Raw genomic sequence first — 14,005 nt, forward strand, 5'->3', positions numbered from 1 at the left:
AGTGCCTTATCCCTACGAGCGTTGGGTCAAGGAGTTCCGTGGCTACTAGTGGTTGGGACTGGTAGTCCGATGACGGCAGTACGGGTAGCGTTGCGCCCGTGAATCGGCGCGTGCTGCTTCAGCTTGTGGTGGTCGTGACAACGATCACTGCTGCGGTGATTCTGGGCTTCGCCGTGGCGAACGCCCGGCTGGACGCGCCGGCGGTCTGTCTTGGTCTCCTGATGCTTGCCGGAACCGTGCTCCGGCCACGCGTCGGGCAGATCTACCGAACGTCTCTCGACTATGTCGTCGTCATCGCCCTGTATCTCCTGTCCGGTGTCAGCTCCGCGATCCTCGTCGGTGCGGTCGGCGCCCTGAGCCAGGACCGGCGACATCCGTTGCAGAAGAAGATCTTCAACGGCGCCCAGTCCGTGATTTGCGCTGCCGCTGGTGGCGCTGTGTTCAACCTGGCCGGCGGACCGATCGGCGACGATGTGCTGCGGCACCCGTGGGATGCGGTGTGGAGCACCACTGCGGCCAACGCCACCTGGCTTGTCGTCAACGCGCTGCTGCTGTGTGTCGTGCTCTCGCTCGAGCCGGGAGACCCGACCCCGCTCGCGTTCCTTCGCAAGGTCGCACTGCCGACCTCGCCCTCGCTGCTCGGCTACGGCCTCCTCGGCCTCCTTCTTGCCGTCGCCTGGTTGTCCGGACTGAATTTCCTGTCCGTTCTGCTGATTTTCATCCCGCTGTACGTGAGCCGCTGGGCGTTGTCGCAGTACGAGGCCGAACGCCGTGCTCAGGCGGCGACGATGCGGGCCTTCATCCAGGTCATCGAGACCAAGGATCTCTACACCCGTGGACATTCCGAGCGGGTGAGCGAAGGCGTCGGCATGCTGGGCCGCCAGCTCCGCCTTCCCGAGGACAGGCAGCAGGCACTCGAGCACGCCGGGTTGCTGCATGACGTCGGCAAGGTCGGCGTACCGACGAGCATCATTCAGAAACCTGGGCGGCTGGACGACTCCGAGATGGACGCGATCCGGTTGCATCCGGCGCGCGGCGTCGAGTTGATCGGCAACATCCCGTTCCTGGAGGAAGTGAAGTCCGCGGTCCTGCATCATCACGAGAAGTACGACGGGACGGGCTACCCGGCCGGCCTCAGCGGCGACAACATCCCGTACTTCGCGCGGATCATCGGAATCGTCGACGCGTTCGACTCGCTGACGTCGACCCGGTCGTACCGGCCGGCCCGCGATGTCGAGGAGACGCTGGACATCCTGATTCATGACCGGTATTCGCATTTCGACCCGGAGTTGGTGGACGCGTTCGTCGAGGTCATCCGGATCCGCGGCTGGAAGAGCGCAGTAGACCAGCCGGCGCCGGACGCCTCGGTGACGGCGGCGATCGACCACGACGACCTCAGTCTGGGCAGCGGCGGCGGCGCCTCGGGCAACGCGGCAGGACCCGCTTCATGACCGGCAACGCCATGACCGAGGGGCTGGAGCTTCGGCGGATGGGGAGCGGCGTGGTCATCGTCGCGACCGGCTGTGCGCTGGCGCTGATCGCCATCGTGATGACGGCCCGGCACGGCGTCACCGAGTGGCAGTACGCGCTGATCTTCGGTGCTCTGATCGCGGTGGGCGAGATGGTGCAGTTCCGCGTCGACAGGATCCGCAACCGCGCCCCGATCGCGACCAGCGCCGCCCTCGCGTACGCCGTACTGCGCGGGCCGTCGGTCGCCGTTCCTCCGGAGGTCGCTCAGGTCATCGCGGTCACGGCCGTCGCGACGGCGGCCGGGATCGTCCCACGGGCGATCGCCGGGCTGTGGTGGGACATCGTCGTGTCGTGCCGCCGTGGTGTCTCGGTAGCCTGCGCGGCGGTCGTTTTCGCTGCGCTGACGACCCGGGACCTGGTCTGGACGGGCCAATGGCAGGAGGCGATCTGGATCGCCGGCGCCATGCTGGCGGCTGTGTTGAGCGCAGGCGTCAGCGATGCGTTGATCGGCGCCGGGCAGGCCACGGAGCGCTACAACCGCCCGTTTCCGGCGGCCCTTCGGGACGAGTTGTCCGTCATGACGAGGATCGGGCTGGCCATGGGCATCACCGGGATGCTGCTGGCAGCGGCGACGGCCTTGCTCGGACTCTGGGGTCCTCCGGTTGTCCTCGTGCCGTTGTTGCTGACGCAGTTTGCGTTTTGGCGGTATTCGTCGGCGCAGCGGACTTATCGGGCTACGGTGCGGTCGATGGCTCGGAGTACGGAGATTGCTGGGTTCAGTAGTCCGGGGCAGAATGCGCGGACTGCGGCGTTGGCGGTGGCTATTGGCAACGATTTGGGGTTGACGCCGGCGCGGATGGAGGCGTTGGAGTACGCCGCTCTGCTGTCGGGGGTCGGTCAGTTGGCGCTGGCGGATCCTAGTCCTGGTGGGGCGTCGCTGCTCCGGACGCGGGAGGAGCGGCAGCGGGCGGCGGAGATCGGGGCGGCGGTGATCGAGCGGTCCGGCGTACTGGATCACGTCGCGGAGATCGTCCGGCACTCCAACGATCCGTACCGGCACGGGCGGGCGAACAACTCGGCCATCCCGGTGGAGAGCGGGATCGTGAACGTTGCCCTGGCCTACGAACAGCTCGTCGGCGAGGGGTCGGGACAGTCGCCGGCCAAGGCGATGGAGTCGATCGGGCTGGGGATCGGCGCGGAGTACGACCCGGTCGTGGTCGAGTCACTCCGCCGCATCGTCGGGCGAGGCTTCAGGTTCTGAGAGTTCCCGGCTCGCCTTCGGGGACAGGTGCAGCAACGCCGGCGTACCGGCGCAGGGCTCCAGTTCGGCCCACACCGGTGCGGTCGTGGCTGGGACGCGCCCCGAGCCGCCCATCAAGGCGAACAGCAGCAGACCGGCACCGGCGGCGATCAGTACGTCGCCTGGGCTGATCGCCTGTCCCAGACCGGGAAGCGCCACCGGTACGACGTCGCCGAGCCACTGCAGCCGCGTCGCGGAGCCGGAGATCTCGTGCCGTGGATCGGTCACGACCGCGCCGCTCACACCGGCCCGCGCCAACGCGTTCAGCGACACCGGCATGGCGCCGTTCAGCGCGACGACGACGGCGTTGCTGAAGAACCCCAGCGCCAGCAGGCCGACGCCCGCGTGCCGCAGGTTCATCCGCAGGAAGACCGCGATGCAGACCGCCGACCCGATCAGTCCGACCGGGTACGCCGTACCGCCGAAGAGGGACCCGAGGAGCTGTCCGATCGCCGCCGCGGCCAGCCAGTGCACGCCGGTCAACGTAGTGCCGGCCAATCGGCCGAACCGTCCGCCGGTCGCGATCGCCGCCCCGGCAGCGAGCACCATGACGAGGAGGACCAGCAGCACGTGTGCGATTCTGCCGAATCAACGGCCCGAAACCGGGCAAGCTGACCCCGCAGCGTGTCGACTTAACCGCAAAACGTAACGGCGGCCCGGAACCCCCGGGCCGCCGTCGCTAAATCACCTCAGGACTTCGCGGTGGCCGCCCCGCCCTCGTCGATGATCTCCGGCAGATCCTTCACGCCCGGGTCTCCGCGGTCCGCGGTGAAGTCGGTCGGGTGCGTGCTGTCCTTGCCGTCCGGCACCTTGATCGCCCGGAACAGCACCGTCAGCGCGATCACGACGACCAGGTTCAGCACGAACGCGGTCAGCGCGATGTACGCCGGGGTGTTGGTGAACGGGATGTTCGCGATCGAACCACCGAAGTGCTTCTTGGTCGCCGGGTTCACCACGTTGTACGCCGTGATCGTGCCGTACAGCATCGCGACCGCCCAGCCGGCCAGCAGCGCGTACCGGTGGAACCAGCGGGTGTACAGACCCACCACGATCGCCGGGAACGTCTGCAGGATCCAGATTCCACCGAGCAGCTGCAGGTTCAGCGCAACCGTCTTGTCCATGCCGAGCACGAACACCAGCGCGCCGACCTTCACCAGCAGCGACGCGAGCTTGGAGACCTTGGCCTCCTGGGCCGGCGTCGCGGACGGCTTGATGAAGTCGCGGTAGATGTTGCGGGTGAACAGGTTGGCGGCCGCGATCGACATGATGGCCGCCGGCACCAGTGCGCCGACCGCGATCGCCGCGAACGCGATCCCCGCGAACCAGGACGGGAACTCCTGGTCGAACAGCCGCGGGATCGCCAGCTGCGGGTTCGCGAGGCCGTCCAGGCCCTTCACGTTGACGTTCGCCTTGATCGCCATGAAGCCGAGCAGGGCGAGCAGACCCAGCAGCAACGAGTACGCCGGGAGCAGGGTCGCGTTCCGCCGTACGACGTTCCGCGTCTTGGTCGACAGCACCGCCGTCACCGAGTGCGGGTACATGAACAGCGCCATCGCGGATCCGAGCGCCAGCGTCCAGTACGACACGTAGCCGGCGTCGCCCGGGATGAACGCGCCGGTCGGCTTGCCGGTCGCCGGGTTCGGCTTGGCCAGCTTCTCCTGCGCGGAACCGAAGATCGCGTCCCAGCCGCCGAGCACGTGCGGCAGGTAGAAGATCGCGACCAGGATCACCACGTAGATCAAGATGTCCTTGACGAACGCGATCATCGCCGGCGCGCGCAGGCCGGAGGAGTACGTGTACGCCGCGAGAACCGCGAACGCGATCAGCAGCGGCAGGTCCTTGGCGAGCAGGTTTTCGCCGCCGAGACCCATCGTCTCGAACACGGCCTGCATACCCACGAGCTGCAGCGCGATGTACGGCATCGTGGCCAGGATGCCCGTCACGGCCACCGCCAGGGACAGCGCCTTGCTGCCGTAGCGGCCGCCGACGAAGTCCGCCGGCGTCACGTACCCGTGCCGGTGCGAGACCGACCAGAGCCGCGCCATGAAGACGAACACGATCGGGTAGGCCACGATCGTGTACGGCACCGCGAAGAAGCCGCTGATCGCGCCGGTCGCGTACATCGCCGCGGGGACCGCGATGAACGTGTACGCCGTGTACAGGTCGCCGCCCAGCAGGAACCAGGTGATGAACGTGCCGAAGCCGCGACCGCCCAGACCCCACTCGTCGAGGTTGTCCAGGTGGCCGGCGCTCCGCCAGCGGGACGCCATGAAGCCCATCGCCGTGACACCGGCGAAGATCACGACGACGATGGTCAGCTGCACCCAGTCGACCGTGGTGTTCACTGGTCACCCTCCTTCGCCGCGGCGGAATCGGCGTCGGGGGCGTCAGGGTCACCAAGTCCCTGCGCTGCCCGCCGCTTGCGCTCCTCGGTGCGGAGCAGTTTGTAACTGATGCTGACCAGGATCGCGGAGAGGAAGACCCACATCAGCTGGTACCAGTAGAAGAACGGGAAACCCCACAGGTGCGGGTCCACCTTGGCGTAGGTCGGCACCAGCAGCGGTACGACGACAGCCACCACCAGAAGCACACCGGAGATCCAGTACGCGGGTTTGACCGCGGACAATCGGGACACTGCAAACCTCCTCGGGACAAAGGCGCAACGCAGCACGCTACCGTTCGGCAACAGCGCGTACTAGACCACAGGTTGGTGCATGGATAACGAAAAGGCATGGTTCGTACGGCGCGTCGTGCTGTCCGTACTGTTCCTGGTCGTTGTTGCCGTGCCGCTCTATCCGGAGCTGTTCGGGCTGGACGAGGTGACGCCGTTCGCGCAGCTCGCGGCCTTCCGTCCGCAGGAACTGGCGGTCGTCCTGGCGCTGGCCCTGCTGATGCTGGTACGCCGGGGCTGGCGGATCGCGGCCGCCCTGATCGCCGTACTGGCGCTGGTCGGTGCAGCACTGATCGCGCCGCGGCAGTTCTCCGACGCGCGTCCGGCGCCGGCCGGGGCCCGGGTGCTGACGATCATGGTCGCCAACGTGCTGGGCGGGGGCGCCCGGGCCGCGGACGTCGCGCAGGTGATCCGGGACCGCAAACCCGACCTGGTGTCGTTGCCGGAGGCACAGGTCGACGTCCGTGAGGAGATCCGGGCGCAGTTGCAGGACCAGCAGTACAAGGGGTTCACGGCCCAGCCGAGCCGGGCCGTCGAGAGCGCGACCAGCGTGCTGGTGTCGGCATCACTCGGCAACGTCGCGTTCGCGTCCGAGGCCGGTACGAGCTTCGGCAACATCGTCGTGACGGGTGGAAATCTCGGCGCGATCCAACTGGTCGCGTACCACGGCTTCCCGCCGCTGCCGGACTCGGTGACCACCTGGAAGACCGACCTGCAAACGGTGCGCCGATGGTGCACACAGGCCCCGCCGACGGTTGTCGCGGGCGACTTCAACGCGACCCTCGACCACGCGGACTTCCGGCACGCGCTGGGCGGTTACTGCCGCAGCATCGGCCCGACCGTGGGCGGCGGGTTGCACGGCACTTGGCCCTCGGATCAGCCGGCCGTACTGCGGACGCAGATCGACCACGTGGTCGTGTCGCGGCAGTTCGAGCCCGGCCAGTTCACGACGTACCCGATCGAGGGCACCGACCACCGGGCCGTCGTCGCCACCGCGGCACTGCTGCCCTAGGACGAACTGGTGGCCGGCCGGTAGATGTACGGCTGTGAGGACTGGACCGCTTCGGTCAGCATCAGCAGCAGGTCGGCGCGCGCCTCGATCGGGCGTCCGAAGAGGTCGTCGTCGCCCGGGATCGGGAAGCCCTTCACACCGATCGCGAGCTGGCTGAGCAGGACGTGCAGGACGCCGCGGGCGTTGAACACGTTCGGAGTCGGCCACTCCGGCAGCGTCTCGTGCATCAACGGCTGCTCGGCCGCGGTCGCCGCGATCGGCTTCAGCCAGCGCTCGAGCTCGTCACTGGTCAGCATGTTCCGGTGCAGGATCGTCATCACCGCGTGCGCGACCCGGTCGTGCTCCTCGTGCACCCAGCGGTACGGCGTGTCCTTGACGATCCGGTCCGCGAGGACGTCGAGCAGCGCCCGCAGGACGCCTGCGTCGCAGTGCCTGGACCTCGCCAGCGCGCCGATCGCGTCGGCGCCGTGGGCAACGGCATGCGCCCAGCCGCAGTCCGACACGTACCCGCGCAGGTCGCGTTCCCGCAGCAGCCAGGTCGCCAGCCGGTCGCCCCAGCGCATCACCACCTCGTCGTGCACGAGGAACTCGGCGTTGTCGCGGTGGATCACCTCCGCCAGCGTCAGCGCCGTGAACGAGCGCCGGAAGACCGTGTCGGTGCCGTCCTCACCGAGGCCGTAGTTCAGCCCGGCGCAGAGGCCGTCCCCGAACCCCGGCAGCAGGTCGTCGTACACCCCGCGCTCCAGCCAGGTGGCGAGCGTCGGGTAGGCCAGGGCGTCACGGACCTGCGGGTTGGTACTCGCCAGGCCGCGCACGAGCTCCTCGGTGAGTTCGGTCAGCGTACGGTCGTGCGGGACCGCGTAGTCCGCGGCCATCACGTCCTGCCAGTACGTCGACTCCACCCGAGCATCCTTTCATCTGTGCCTGATCAATCAACACCTACCTACACCCACTTGTCGAGCGAACCACCGCGACCGCTGGTATAAGCCGATCGATACCATCGGGTCGTGCCGTCTTTGAGCGATGTGGCGCGCAACCACACCACGTTGGACCAGGCCGACCTGGACCGCCTGCAACTGCTCGTCTCGGACTGGCAGATGCTGGCCGACCTCTCGTTCGCCGACCTGGTGCTCTGGCTGCCGGACACCGAAGGCCTGGGGTTCTGGGCCGGTGCGCAGATGCGGCCGACGACCGGACCCACGGCGTACCTGGACGACATCGTCGGCAGCTTCATCCCGCGCGGCCGCCGGCACCTGCTGGACCAGGCGTACGACGGCGGCCGGATCTGCCGCGAGGGCGACCCGGAATGGCGCGACGACGTACCTGTCCGCGTCGAGACGATCCCGGTACGCCGGGGCTCGCGGGTGATCGCGGTGATCGCGCGGAACACCAACCTGCTCGGTGTCCGTACGCCGTCCCGCCTGGAAATCGCGTACTTGCAGAGCGCGACGGACCTGGCCCGGATGATCACCGACGGCATCTTCCCGTACGGCGGGGAACGGCTGCTGTCCACGACGCCAAGGGTCGGTGACGGCTGTATCCGGGTCGATCGGCACGGGATGGTCACGTTCGCGAGCCCGAACGCGTTGTCGGCGTACCGCCGGATGGGCCTCGTCACCGACCTCGTCGGCTCGCGGCTGAAGGACGTGACCGCGGACCTCCTGCAGGCCGGGCACAAGGTCGACGACGTCCTGGCGTCGGTGGTCACCGGGCGGGCGGCCAAGGAGATTGAGATCGAGAACTCCGACGCCACGCTGTTCCTGCGGGCGATCCCGCTGCGGGCCGACGGGCAGCATGTCGGCGCGCTGATCCTGCTCCGGGACGTCACGGAGCTGCGCAGCAGGGAACGGGAGCTGGTCACCAAGGAGGCGACCATCCGGGAGATTCATCATCGCGTCAAGAACAACTTGCAGACCGTCGCCGCGTTACTCCGGATGCAGGCCCGAAGGATCACCGTGCCGGAAGGACAGGTCGCACTGGCCGAGGCGGTCCGGCGGGTCGGGTCGATCGCGATCGTCCACGAGACGCTGTCGGAGTCGTTCGACGAGCACGTGGACTTCGACGACGTGGCCGACCGGGTCGGCGCGATGGTCGCGGACGTGTCCACGGTGGCGACGGCGGTGGAGACCCGGCGCAGCGGATCGTTCGGCGTCCTGGACTCGGAGATCGCGACGCCGCTGGCGATGGTGCTGACCGAGTTGATGCAGAACTCGGTGGAGCACGCGTTCGGGGCCCGGGACGGGGGAGCGGCGCGCGGGACCATCGAGCTGACCGCCGAACGCTCGGTCGGCCGGCTGCACATCGATGTGATCGACGACGGGTCCGGACTGCCGGCGAACTTCGACTCCGAACTGTCCGGAAACCTCGGCCTGTCCATCGTCCGCACCCTGGTCATCGGGGAACTGGACGGAACCCTCGTCTTCGGCGCCCGCCACGACGGCCGCCCCGGCGCCCAGGTCACCCTGGACATCCCGGTCAAGGACTAGAAACACAAAGGCCCCGCGGTACTTTCCGCGGGGCCTCGAAAGAGGACTTGCTCAGGCGGTACGGATGCGCTGGCGGGCGTTGCGGCGCTTCAGAGCGCGACGCTCGTCCTCGCTCAGGCCGCCCCAGACACCGTGGTCCTGGCCGGCTTCGAGAGCCCACGCCAGGCACTGCTCACGCACGTCGCAGCGTCGGCACACCTGCTTGGCCTCTTCGATCTGCATGATCGCCGGCCCGGTGTTACCGATGGGGAAGAACAGTTCCGGGTCCTCGTCGAGGCATACGGCCCGGTGGCGCCAATCCATGGCGGATCCCATCTCTCTCAGTAGTTGACGTATGCTGCCGGTTAGGTCTGTACCCGAACAGCGGTGCTGTACTCGTCGGTTCGTGTGGCACGGGGGGTTGGTGCCGCGTTCGTTGTGAACGCATTCACGAACGAGACCATGTTCCCAATCTTGGGGGATCGAAACAAGGGTTATGCAGTTGTCGATCCGATCACAACGCTTCCTTAACACTTCGAACTGGAGCGCGGCGGTTCTCTCCATCCGGTTATCGGACAGAGCGGCCCTTCCGCAAGCACCCGTTCACTGCAAGTAACCGTTGCAACCTTCTTTTGGTTACGCACAACCTCAAATCCCTGTGGGGCTGGGGTTGGCGGAACCTCTCGAGGACCGTCCACCGAACCGGGCTACTAAGCTGGCGAAGTGCCGACCGACTCCCCAGTTGCCGCCGTCCCGAGACCGCTCAAATTAGCCGCGGCAGTGGTCGCTGTGGAAGGGCTTGTGCTCATCGTTCTCGGAATTGCCGAAGCCTTGACGATTCAGAGCTCCCGGCTCGTGCTCGGCCTGACCACGACAGCCTTCTTCATCCTGTATGGCGCGGGGCTCGGGTTCGTCGCCGTCCGCGGCCTGTGGAGGGCCCGTCGCTGGAGCCGCGGCCCGACGGTGTTCACGCAGCTGATCCAGCTCCTGGTCGCGTACAGCGTCTGGAACGGCGGCGCACCGACGATCGCGGTCGTGCTCGCCGTACTGGCCGTCGCGGTCCTGGTCTGCTTGTTCCAGAAGGCATCCTTCGACGCCCTGATCGGTGGTGGCTCCAACGATCACCCGGTGCTCTAGGGGTACTACTCCTTGAGCAGGCCGGCCCGGAGTTCGGTCAGCGTCCGGGCCAGCAGCCGGGAGACGTGCATCTGCGAGATCCCGATCTCCTCGGCGATCTGGGACTGCGTCATCCCGCGGAAGAACCGCAGCGTCAGGATCCGCTTCTCCCGGGTGTCGAGCTGTGCCAGCAGCGGTTTCAGCGACTCCCGGTACTCGACGCTCTCCAGCGCCTCGTCCTCGCCCCCGAGGCCGTCCAGGACCGTGGTCGCATCCGTCTCGTTCTGATCGGGAGCGTCCAAGGACAAGGTGTTGTAAGCGTTCGCGGACTCCAGGCCCTCGATCACCAGGTCCGGTGAGAGCCCGAGCCGCTCCGACAGCTCCGCCACCGTCGGCGCCCTGCCGAGCTCCTGGGTCAGCTCCGCCGTCGCCGCGGTCAGCGACAACCGCAGCTCCTGCAGGCGGCGCGGCACCCGGATCGCCCAGCCCTTGTCCCGGAAGTACCGCTTGATCTCGCCGAGGATCGTCGGGGTCGCGTACGTCGAGAACTCGACGCCACGGTCCGAGTCGAACCGGTCGATCGCCTTGATCAGCCCGATCGTGGCGACCTGGACGAGATCGTCGTACGGCTCGCCCCGGTTACGGAACCGGCGCGCCAGGTGCTCCACCAGCGGCATGTGCAGCGCGACCAGGCCTTCGCGCGCCCCGGCGTACCCCGGATCCGCCGGCCCGGCCGCCATCTGCCGGAAGAACGCGGCTGTCCGGGTACGCAGATCTGGGGACTCTTGGTTTTCCGGGCCGCGCTCGTCCGTCACGCGCTCTCCGTCGCGGTTGCCGTGGCCGTCACGGTGATGGTCAGCCGGCCGTCGAGGGTCTCGGCGGCGGCCGACTCCACCAGCGCGGTCAGCACCGTCCAGCCGAACGAGGTGGTGTCCGGCTGCCAGCCGTCGGGTACGACGGCACTCGTCCGCACCGTCAACTGGGGCGGATCGACCTCGAAGACGCACTCCAGCACACCGTCGGCAGACTGCGGCAGCAGCAGCGCGCACGCCTCGTCGACCGCGATCCGGAGATCGTCGATGGCGTCCAGCGTGAAGTCGTTCCGGGCCGCGAGGTTTCCGACCACCGACCGGGGTACGGCGATGTAGGCACTGTCCGCCGGGATACTCAGGCGGACCTCGGCGGCTCGTCCCGTGCTGCTCACATCGTCTCCCTCGTATCGACCCACCACGCCGTACATCATCCAACCTCAACGAGCTTGATGCACGGCGAACGGCCCGACCAAGGGAAAGAAAGTGCTCTAGGGGTGTTCGTGTTCGGAGCGTAGGCGGGACAGGAACGCCTGGGTGCGGGAGTGTTGCGGGTTGCCGATCACGTCCTTGGGCGGGCCTGCTTCGACCACGACGCCGCCGTCCATGAACACGACCGTGTCCGCGACATCCCGGGCGAACGACATCTCGTGGGTCACCACGATCATCGTCATCCCGTCCAGGGCGAGCTCCCGCATCACCGCGAGCACCTCACCGACCAGTTCGGGGTCGAGCGCCGACGTCGGCTCGTCGAACAGCATCAGCTTCGGCTGCATCGCCAGCGCCCGCGCGATCGCCACCCGCTGCTGCTGGCCGCCGGACAACTGCGCCGGGTAGGCGTTGCACCGGTCCGCGAGCCCGACCCGGTCGAGCAGCTTCATCGCCCGCTCCCGGGCCGTCTTCTTCGACTCGCCCTTGACCTGCGTGGGCGCCTCGACAATGTTCTCCAGCGCGGTCTTGTGCGGGAACAGGTTGAACCGCTGGAACACCATCCCGATCTCACGCCGCTGCGCCGCGATCTCCTTGTTCTTCAGCCGGTACAGCTTCCCGTCGCGGTCGGCGTACCCCATCAGCTCGTCGTCGACCCAGATCCGGCCGCCGTCGATCGTCTCGAGCTGGTTGATGCACCGCAGGAAGGTCGTCTTACCGGAGCCGGACGGACCGAGCAGGCACACCACCTGACCGCGGTCGACGTCCAGGTCGATCCCCTTCAGCACCTCGTTGTGGTGGAAGGACTTCGTCACGTTCACCGCATGAACGAGTGGCATCACGCACCTCCTGCGCCGGCCGGGCGGGCGGCCCGCGGAGCCTTGTTCCCGAAACCGCGACCGAAGTGCCGCTCGAGGAAGTACTGCCCGACCATCAGCACACTCGTCGCGGCCAGGTAGTACAGCGTCGCGGCGACCGCGATCGGGAAGGTCTTGTAGTACGTGCTGCCGATCGACTGCAGCTGGTAGAACAGCTCGCCGATCACCGGGACCGCGAGCAGCAGCGACGTGTCCTTCAGCATCGCGATCGTCTCGTTGCCGGTCGGCGGCACGATCACCCGCATCGCCTGCGGCAGCACCACCCGGCGCATCACCTTGCCGCGGCTCATCCCGAGCGCCTCCGCGGCCTCGGCCTGGCCCGGATCCACGCTCATGATCCCGGCCCGGGCGATCTCGGCCATGTACGCCGCCTCGGACAGCCCGAGCCCGATGACACCGGCGACCAGCCCGGTGAACACCTGGTTCGCGTCCAGGGTGAAGAACCGCCAGTCGCCGGACATCCCGAGCCAGTCGATGATCTTCCAGTCGAACGGGATCCCGAACGCGATGCCCTGCGGGAACAGGATCCCGAGCGTGCCCATCGTGAACAGCAGGATGTATCGCGGGATGCTCCGGAAGAACCAGGTGAACACCCACGACACCCCGGACAGGATCGGGTTGTCCGACAGCCGCATCACGGCCAGCACCACACCGCCGCCGACGCCGACGACCATCGACAGCACGGTGACCAGCAGGGTGCCCTTGAGGAACCCGTTGATCACCGGCTGCTGGTTCATCGCCTCGAAGACGAAGTTCCAGTCGAACGCCTTGTTGGTGACCAGCAGGTGCACCAGCATCGCCACCAGGACGACGATCACCGCGATCGCCACCCAGCGCCCGGGATGCCGCACCGGGACGGCGTTGATCGCCCCCGGCCGGTCGGGAGCAGCGTCCGCCGGCCGGGCCTCGGTCTCAGTACTCATGATTCAGCTCACGGGTTCACGGCGAAGTCGGTGAGCGCACCCGAGTCGTTGTTCCACTTCTGCAGCGTGCTCTTGTACGTGCCTTCGGTGTTCAGCGCCTGCAGAGCCTGCACGATCCCCTGCGCGAACTGGGTCTCCGCCTTCGGGACCACGTACCCGTACGGCGCCGCGTCGTAGATGTCGCCGAGCTGCTCGAGCTGACCGTTCGTCTGCTTGATCGCGTAGAGCACGACCGGGGAGTCGGCGAGCATCGCGTCGGCCTTGCCGGCCACCAGGTCAGCGGTCGCCTGGTCCTGCTTCTCCCGGACCACGAGCTTGATCTCCGGCTTGCCGGCGGCCTTGCACGCGGCCTGCCGCTTCGGCATGTCGTCCTCGAGTTGCGTCGTACCCTTCTGCACCGCGACGGTCTTGCCGCACGCGTCGTCGGCCTTGACGCCCTTCGGGTTGCCCTTCGCGGTGGCCCACAGGGTGCCGGCGTTGAAGTAGCTGACCATATTGACCTGCGCCTTGCGCTTGTCGTTGATCGTGAACGACGAGACGCCGACGTCGTACTTGCCGCTCTGTACGCCGGTGATGATGGTGTCGAAGCCGGCCGGCTGCCAGTCGACCGTGACGCCGAATTTCTGCGCGACCGCGTTGAACAGGTCGACGTCCATGCCGACGACGGTCTTGCCGCCCTGCAGGAACTCGTTCGGCGGGTAGCTGGCGTCGACGCCGACGACGATCTTGCCGGCCGACTTGATCTTGGCCGGCAGCGAACCGCTGAGGTCCGGGCCACTGCTTGCCGGAGCGCTGGAGGAGGCGCTCGACGAGGCACTGGGCGTACTACCTTCGAGAGTGTTCGAGCCGCACCCGGCGGCTGCGAGAACCACGACACCGGACAGCGCCAGCGTCCTCCGCAGGACAGACATCTGGTCCTCCAAAACCGGGCA

General features: G+C 67.6%; 15 protein-coding genes. 5 read left to right on the forward strand and 10 right to left on the reverse strand.

Going from position 1 to position 14,005, the window contains the following annotated elements:
- Positions 1-98 precede the first annotated feature (98 nt).
- Both E0H92_RS12625 and E0H92_RS12630 read left to right on the forward strand, forming a co-directional pair.
- Positions 99-1,451, forward strand: coding sequence for an HD-GYP domain-containing protein (locus tag E0H92_RS12625; protein ID WP_238173389.1), 1,353 nt, complete (start codon positions 99-101; stop codon positions 1,449-1,451).
- Positions 1,448-2,731 (forward strand): HD-GYP domain-containing protein, encoded by a 1,284-nt coding sequence (locus tag E0H92_RS12630; protein ID WP_238173390.1) that lies wholly within the window; start codon positions 1,448-1,450, stop codon positions 2,729-2,731. The genes E0H92_RS12625 and E0H92_RS12630 overlap by 4 nt, the downstream gene beginning before the upstream one ends.
- Here E0H92_RS12630 and E0H92_RS12635 read toward each other — a convergent pair.
- From E0H92_RS12635 to E0H92_RS12645, 3 genes are all read right to left on the reverse strand, one after another.
- Complete coding sequence (locus E0H92_RS12635; RefSeq protein WP_238173391.1) at positions 2,693-3,340, reverse strand: DUF5317 domain-containing protein; 648 nt, start codon at positions 3,338-3,340, stop codon at positions 2,693-2,695. The genes E0H92_RS12630 and E0H92_RS12635 overlap by 39 nt on opposite strands.
- A gap of 119 nt (positions 3,341-3,459) precedes the next feature.
- Entirely contained in the window at positions 3,460-5,115 is a 1,656-nt protein-coding gene (mctP, locus tag E0H92_RS12640) for a monocarboxylate uptake permease MctP (protein WP_238173392.1), read from the reverse strand.
- On the reverse strand, positions 5,112-5,405 hold the full coding sequence (locus E0H92_RS12645) for a DUF3311 domain-containing protein (RefSeq protein WP_131496316.1): 294 nt from the start codon (positions 5,403-5,405) through the stop codon (positions 5,112-5,114). Before E0H92_RS12645 ends, mctP begins: the two co-directional genes overlap by 4 nt.
- A gap of 79 nt (positions 5,406-5,484) precedes the next feature.
- Between E0H92_RS12645 and E0H92_RS12650 the strand changes: the two genes are divergently transcribed.
- The gene (locus E0H92_RS12650) at positions 5,485-6,453 is read left to right on the forward strand and encodes an endonuclease/exonuclease/phosphatase family protein (protein WP_131496317.1); all 969 of its coding nucleotides are present in this window, start codon (positions 5,485-5,487) and stop codon (positions 6,451-6,453) included.
- Here the strand turns inward: E0H92_RS12650 and E0H92_RS12655 are convergent.
- Entirely contained in the window at positions 6,450-7,355 is a 906-nt protein-coding gene (locus E0H92_RS12655; RefSeq protein WP_131496318.1) for a DUF2785 domain-containing protein, read from the reverse strand. The two genes, E0H92_RS12650 and E0H92_RS12655, sit on opposite strands and share 4 nt — an antisense overlap.
- 105 nt (positions 7,356-7,460) lie before the next feature.
- Between E0H92_RS12655 and E0H92_RS12660 the strand changes: the two genes are divergently transcribed.
- On the forward strand, positions 7,461-8,939 hold the full coding sequence (locus E0H92_RS12660; protein ID WP_202873582.1) for a sensor histidine kinase: 1,479 nt from the start codon (positions 7,461-7,463) through the stop codon (positions 8,937-8,939).
- 51 nt (positions 8,940-8,990) lie between these two features.
- On the opposite strand, the gene E0H92_RS12665 is transcribed toward E0H92_RS12660, so the two are convergent.
- The gene (locus E0H92_RS12665; RefSeq protein ID WP_130383822.1) at positions 8,991-9,242 is read right to left on the reverse strand and encodes a WhiB family transcriptional regulator; all 252 of its coding nucleotides are present in this window, start codon (positions 9,240-9,242) and stop codon (positions 8,991-8,993) included.
- 477 nt (positions 9,243-9,719) lie between these two features.
- Here E0H92_RS12665 and E0H92_RS12670 point away from each other — a divergent pair, with 477 nt between their 5' ends.
- Positions 9,720-10,055: a hypothetical protein gene (locus E0H92_RS12670; RefSeq protein ID WP_131496319.1), complete on the forward strand. Its 336-nt coding sequence runs from the start codon at positions 9,720-9,722 to the stop codon at positions 10,053-10,055.
- Positions 10,056-10,060: 5 nt separating this feature from the next.
- On the opposite strand, the gene E0H92_RS12675 is transcribed toward E0H92_RS12670, so the two are convergent.
- The 5 genes from E0H92_RS12675 to E0H92_RS12695 form a co-directional block, all read right to left on the reverse strand.
- Entirely contained in the window at positions 10,061-10,849 is a 789-nt protein-coding gene (locus E0H92_RS12675) for an RNA polymerase sigma factor SigF (protein ID WP_131285193.1), read from the reverse strand.
- Complete coding sequence (locus E0H92_RS12680; protein ID WP_131467611.1) at positions 10,846-11,238, reverse strand: ATP-binding protein; 393 nt, start codon at positions 11,236-11,238, stop codon at positions 10,846-10,848. The genes E0H92_RS12675 and E0H92_RS12680 overlap by 4 nt, the downstream gene beginning before the upstream one ends.
- 96 nt (positions 11,239-11,334) lie before the next feature.
- Complete coding sequence (locus tag E0H92_RS12685) at positions 11,335-12,111, reverse strand: amino acid ABC transporter ATP-binding protein (protein ID WP_131467610.1); 777 nt, start codon at positions 12,109-12,111, stop codon at positions 11,335-11,337.
- Entirely contained in the window at positions 12,111-13,073 is a 963-nt protein-coding gene (locus E0H92_RS12690; protein ID WP_131496320.1) for an amino acid ABC transporter permease, read from the reverse strand. Before E0H92_RS12690 ends, E0H92_RS12685 begins: the two co-directional genes overlap by 1 nt.
- 8 nt (positions 13,074-13,081) lie before the next feature.
- Complete coding sequence (locus tag E0H92_RS12695) at positions 13,082-13,984, reverse strand: ABC transporter substrate-binding protein (protein WP_165549761.1); 903 nt, start codon at positions 13,982-13,984, stop codon at positions 13,082-13,084.
- Positions 13,985-14,005 lie beyond the last annotated feature (21 nt).

The sequence above is a fragment of the Kribbella speibonae genome (assembly GCF_004331375.1).
GTDB classification, from domain to species: domain Bacteria; phylum Actinomycetota; class Actinomycetes; order Propionibacteriales; family Kribbellaceae; genus Kribbella; species Kribbella sindirgiensis.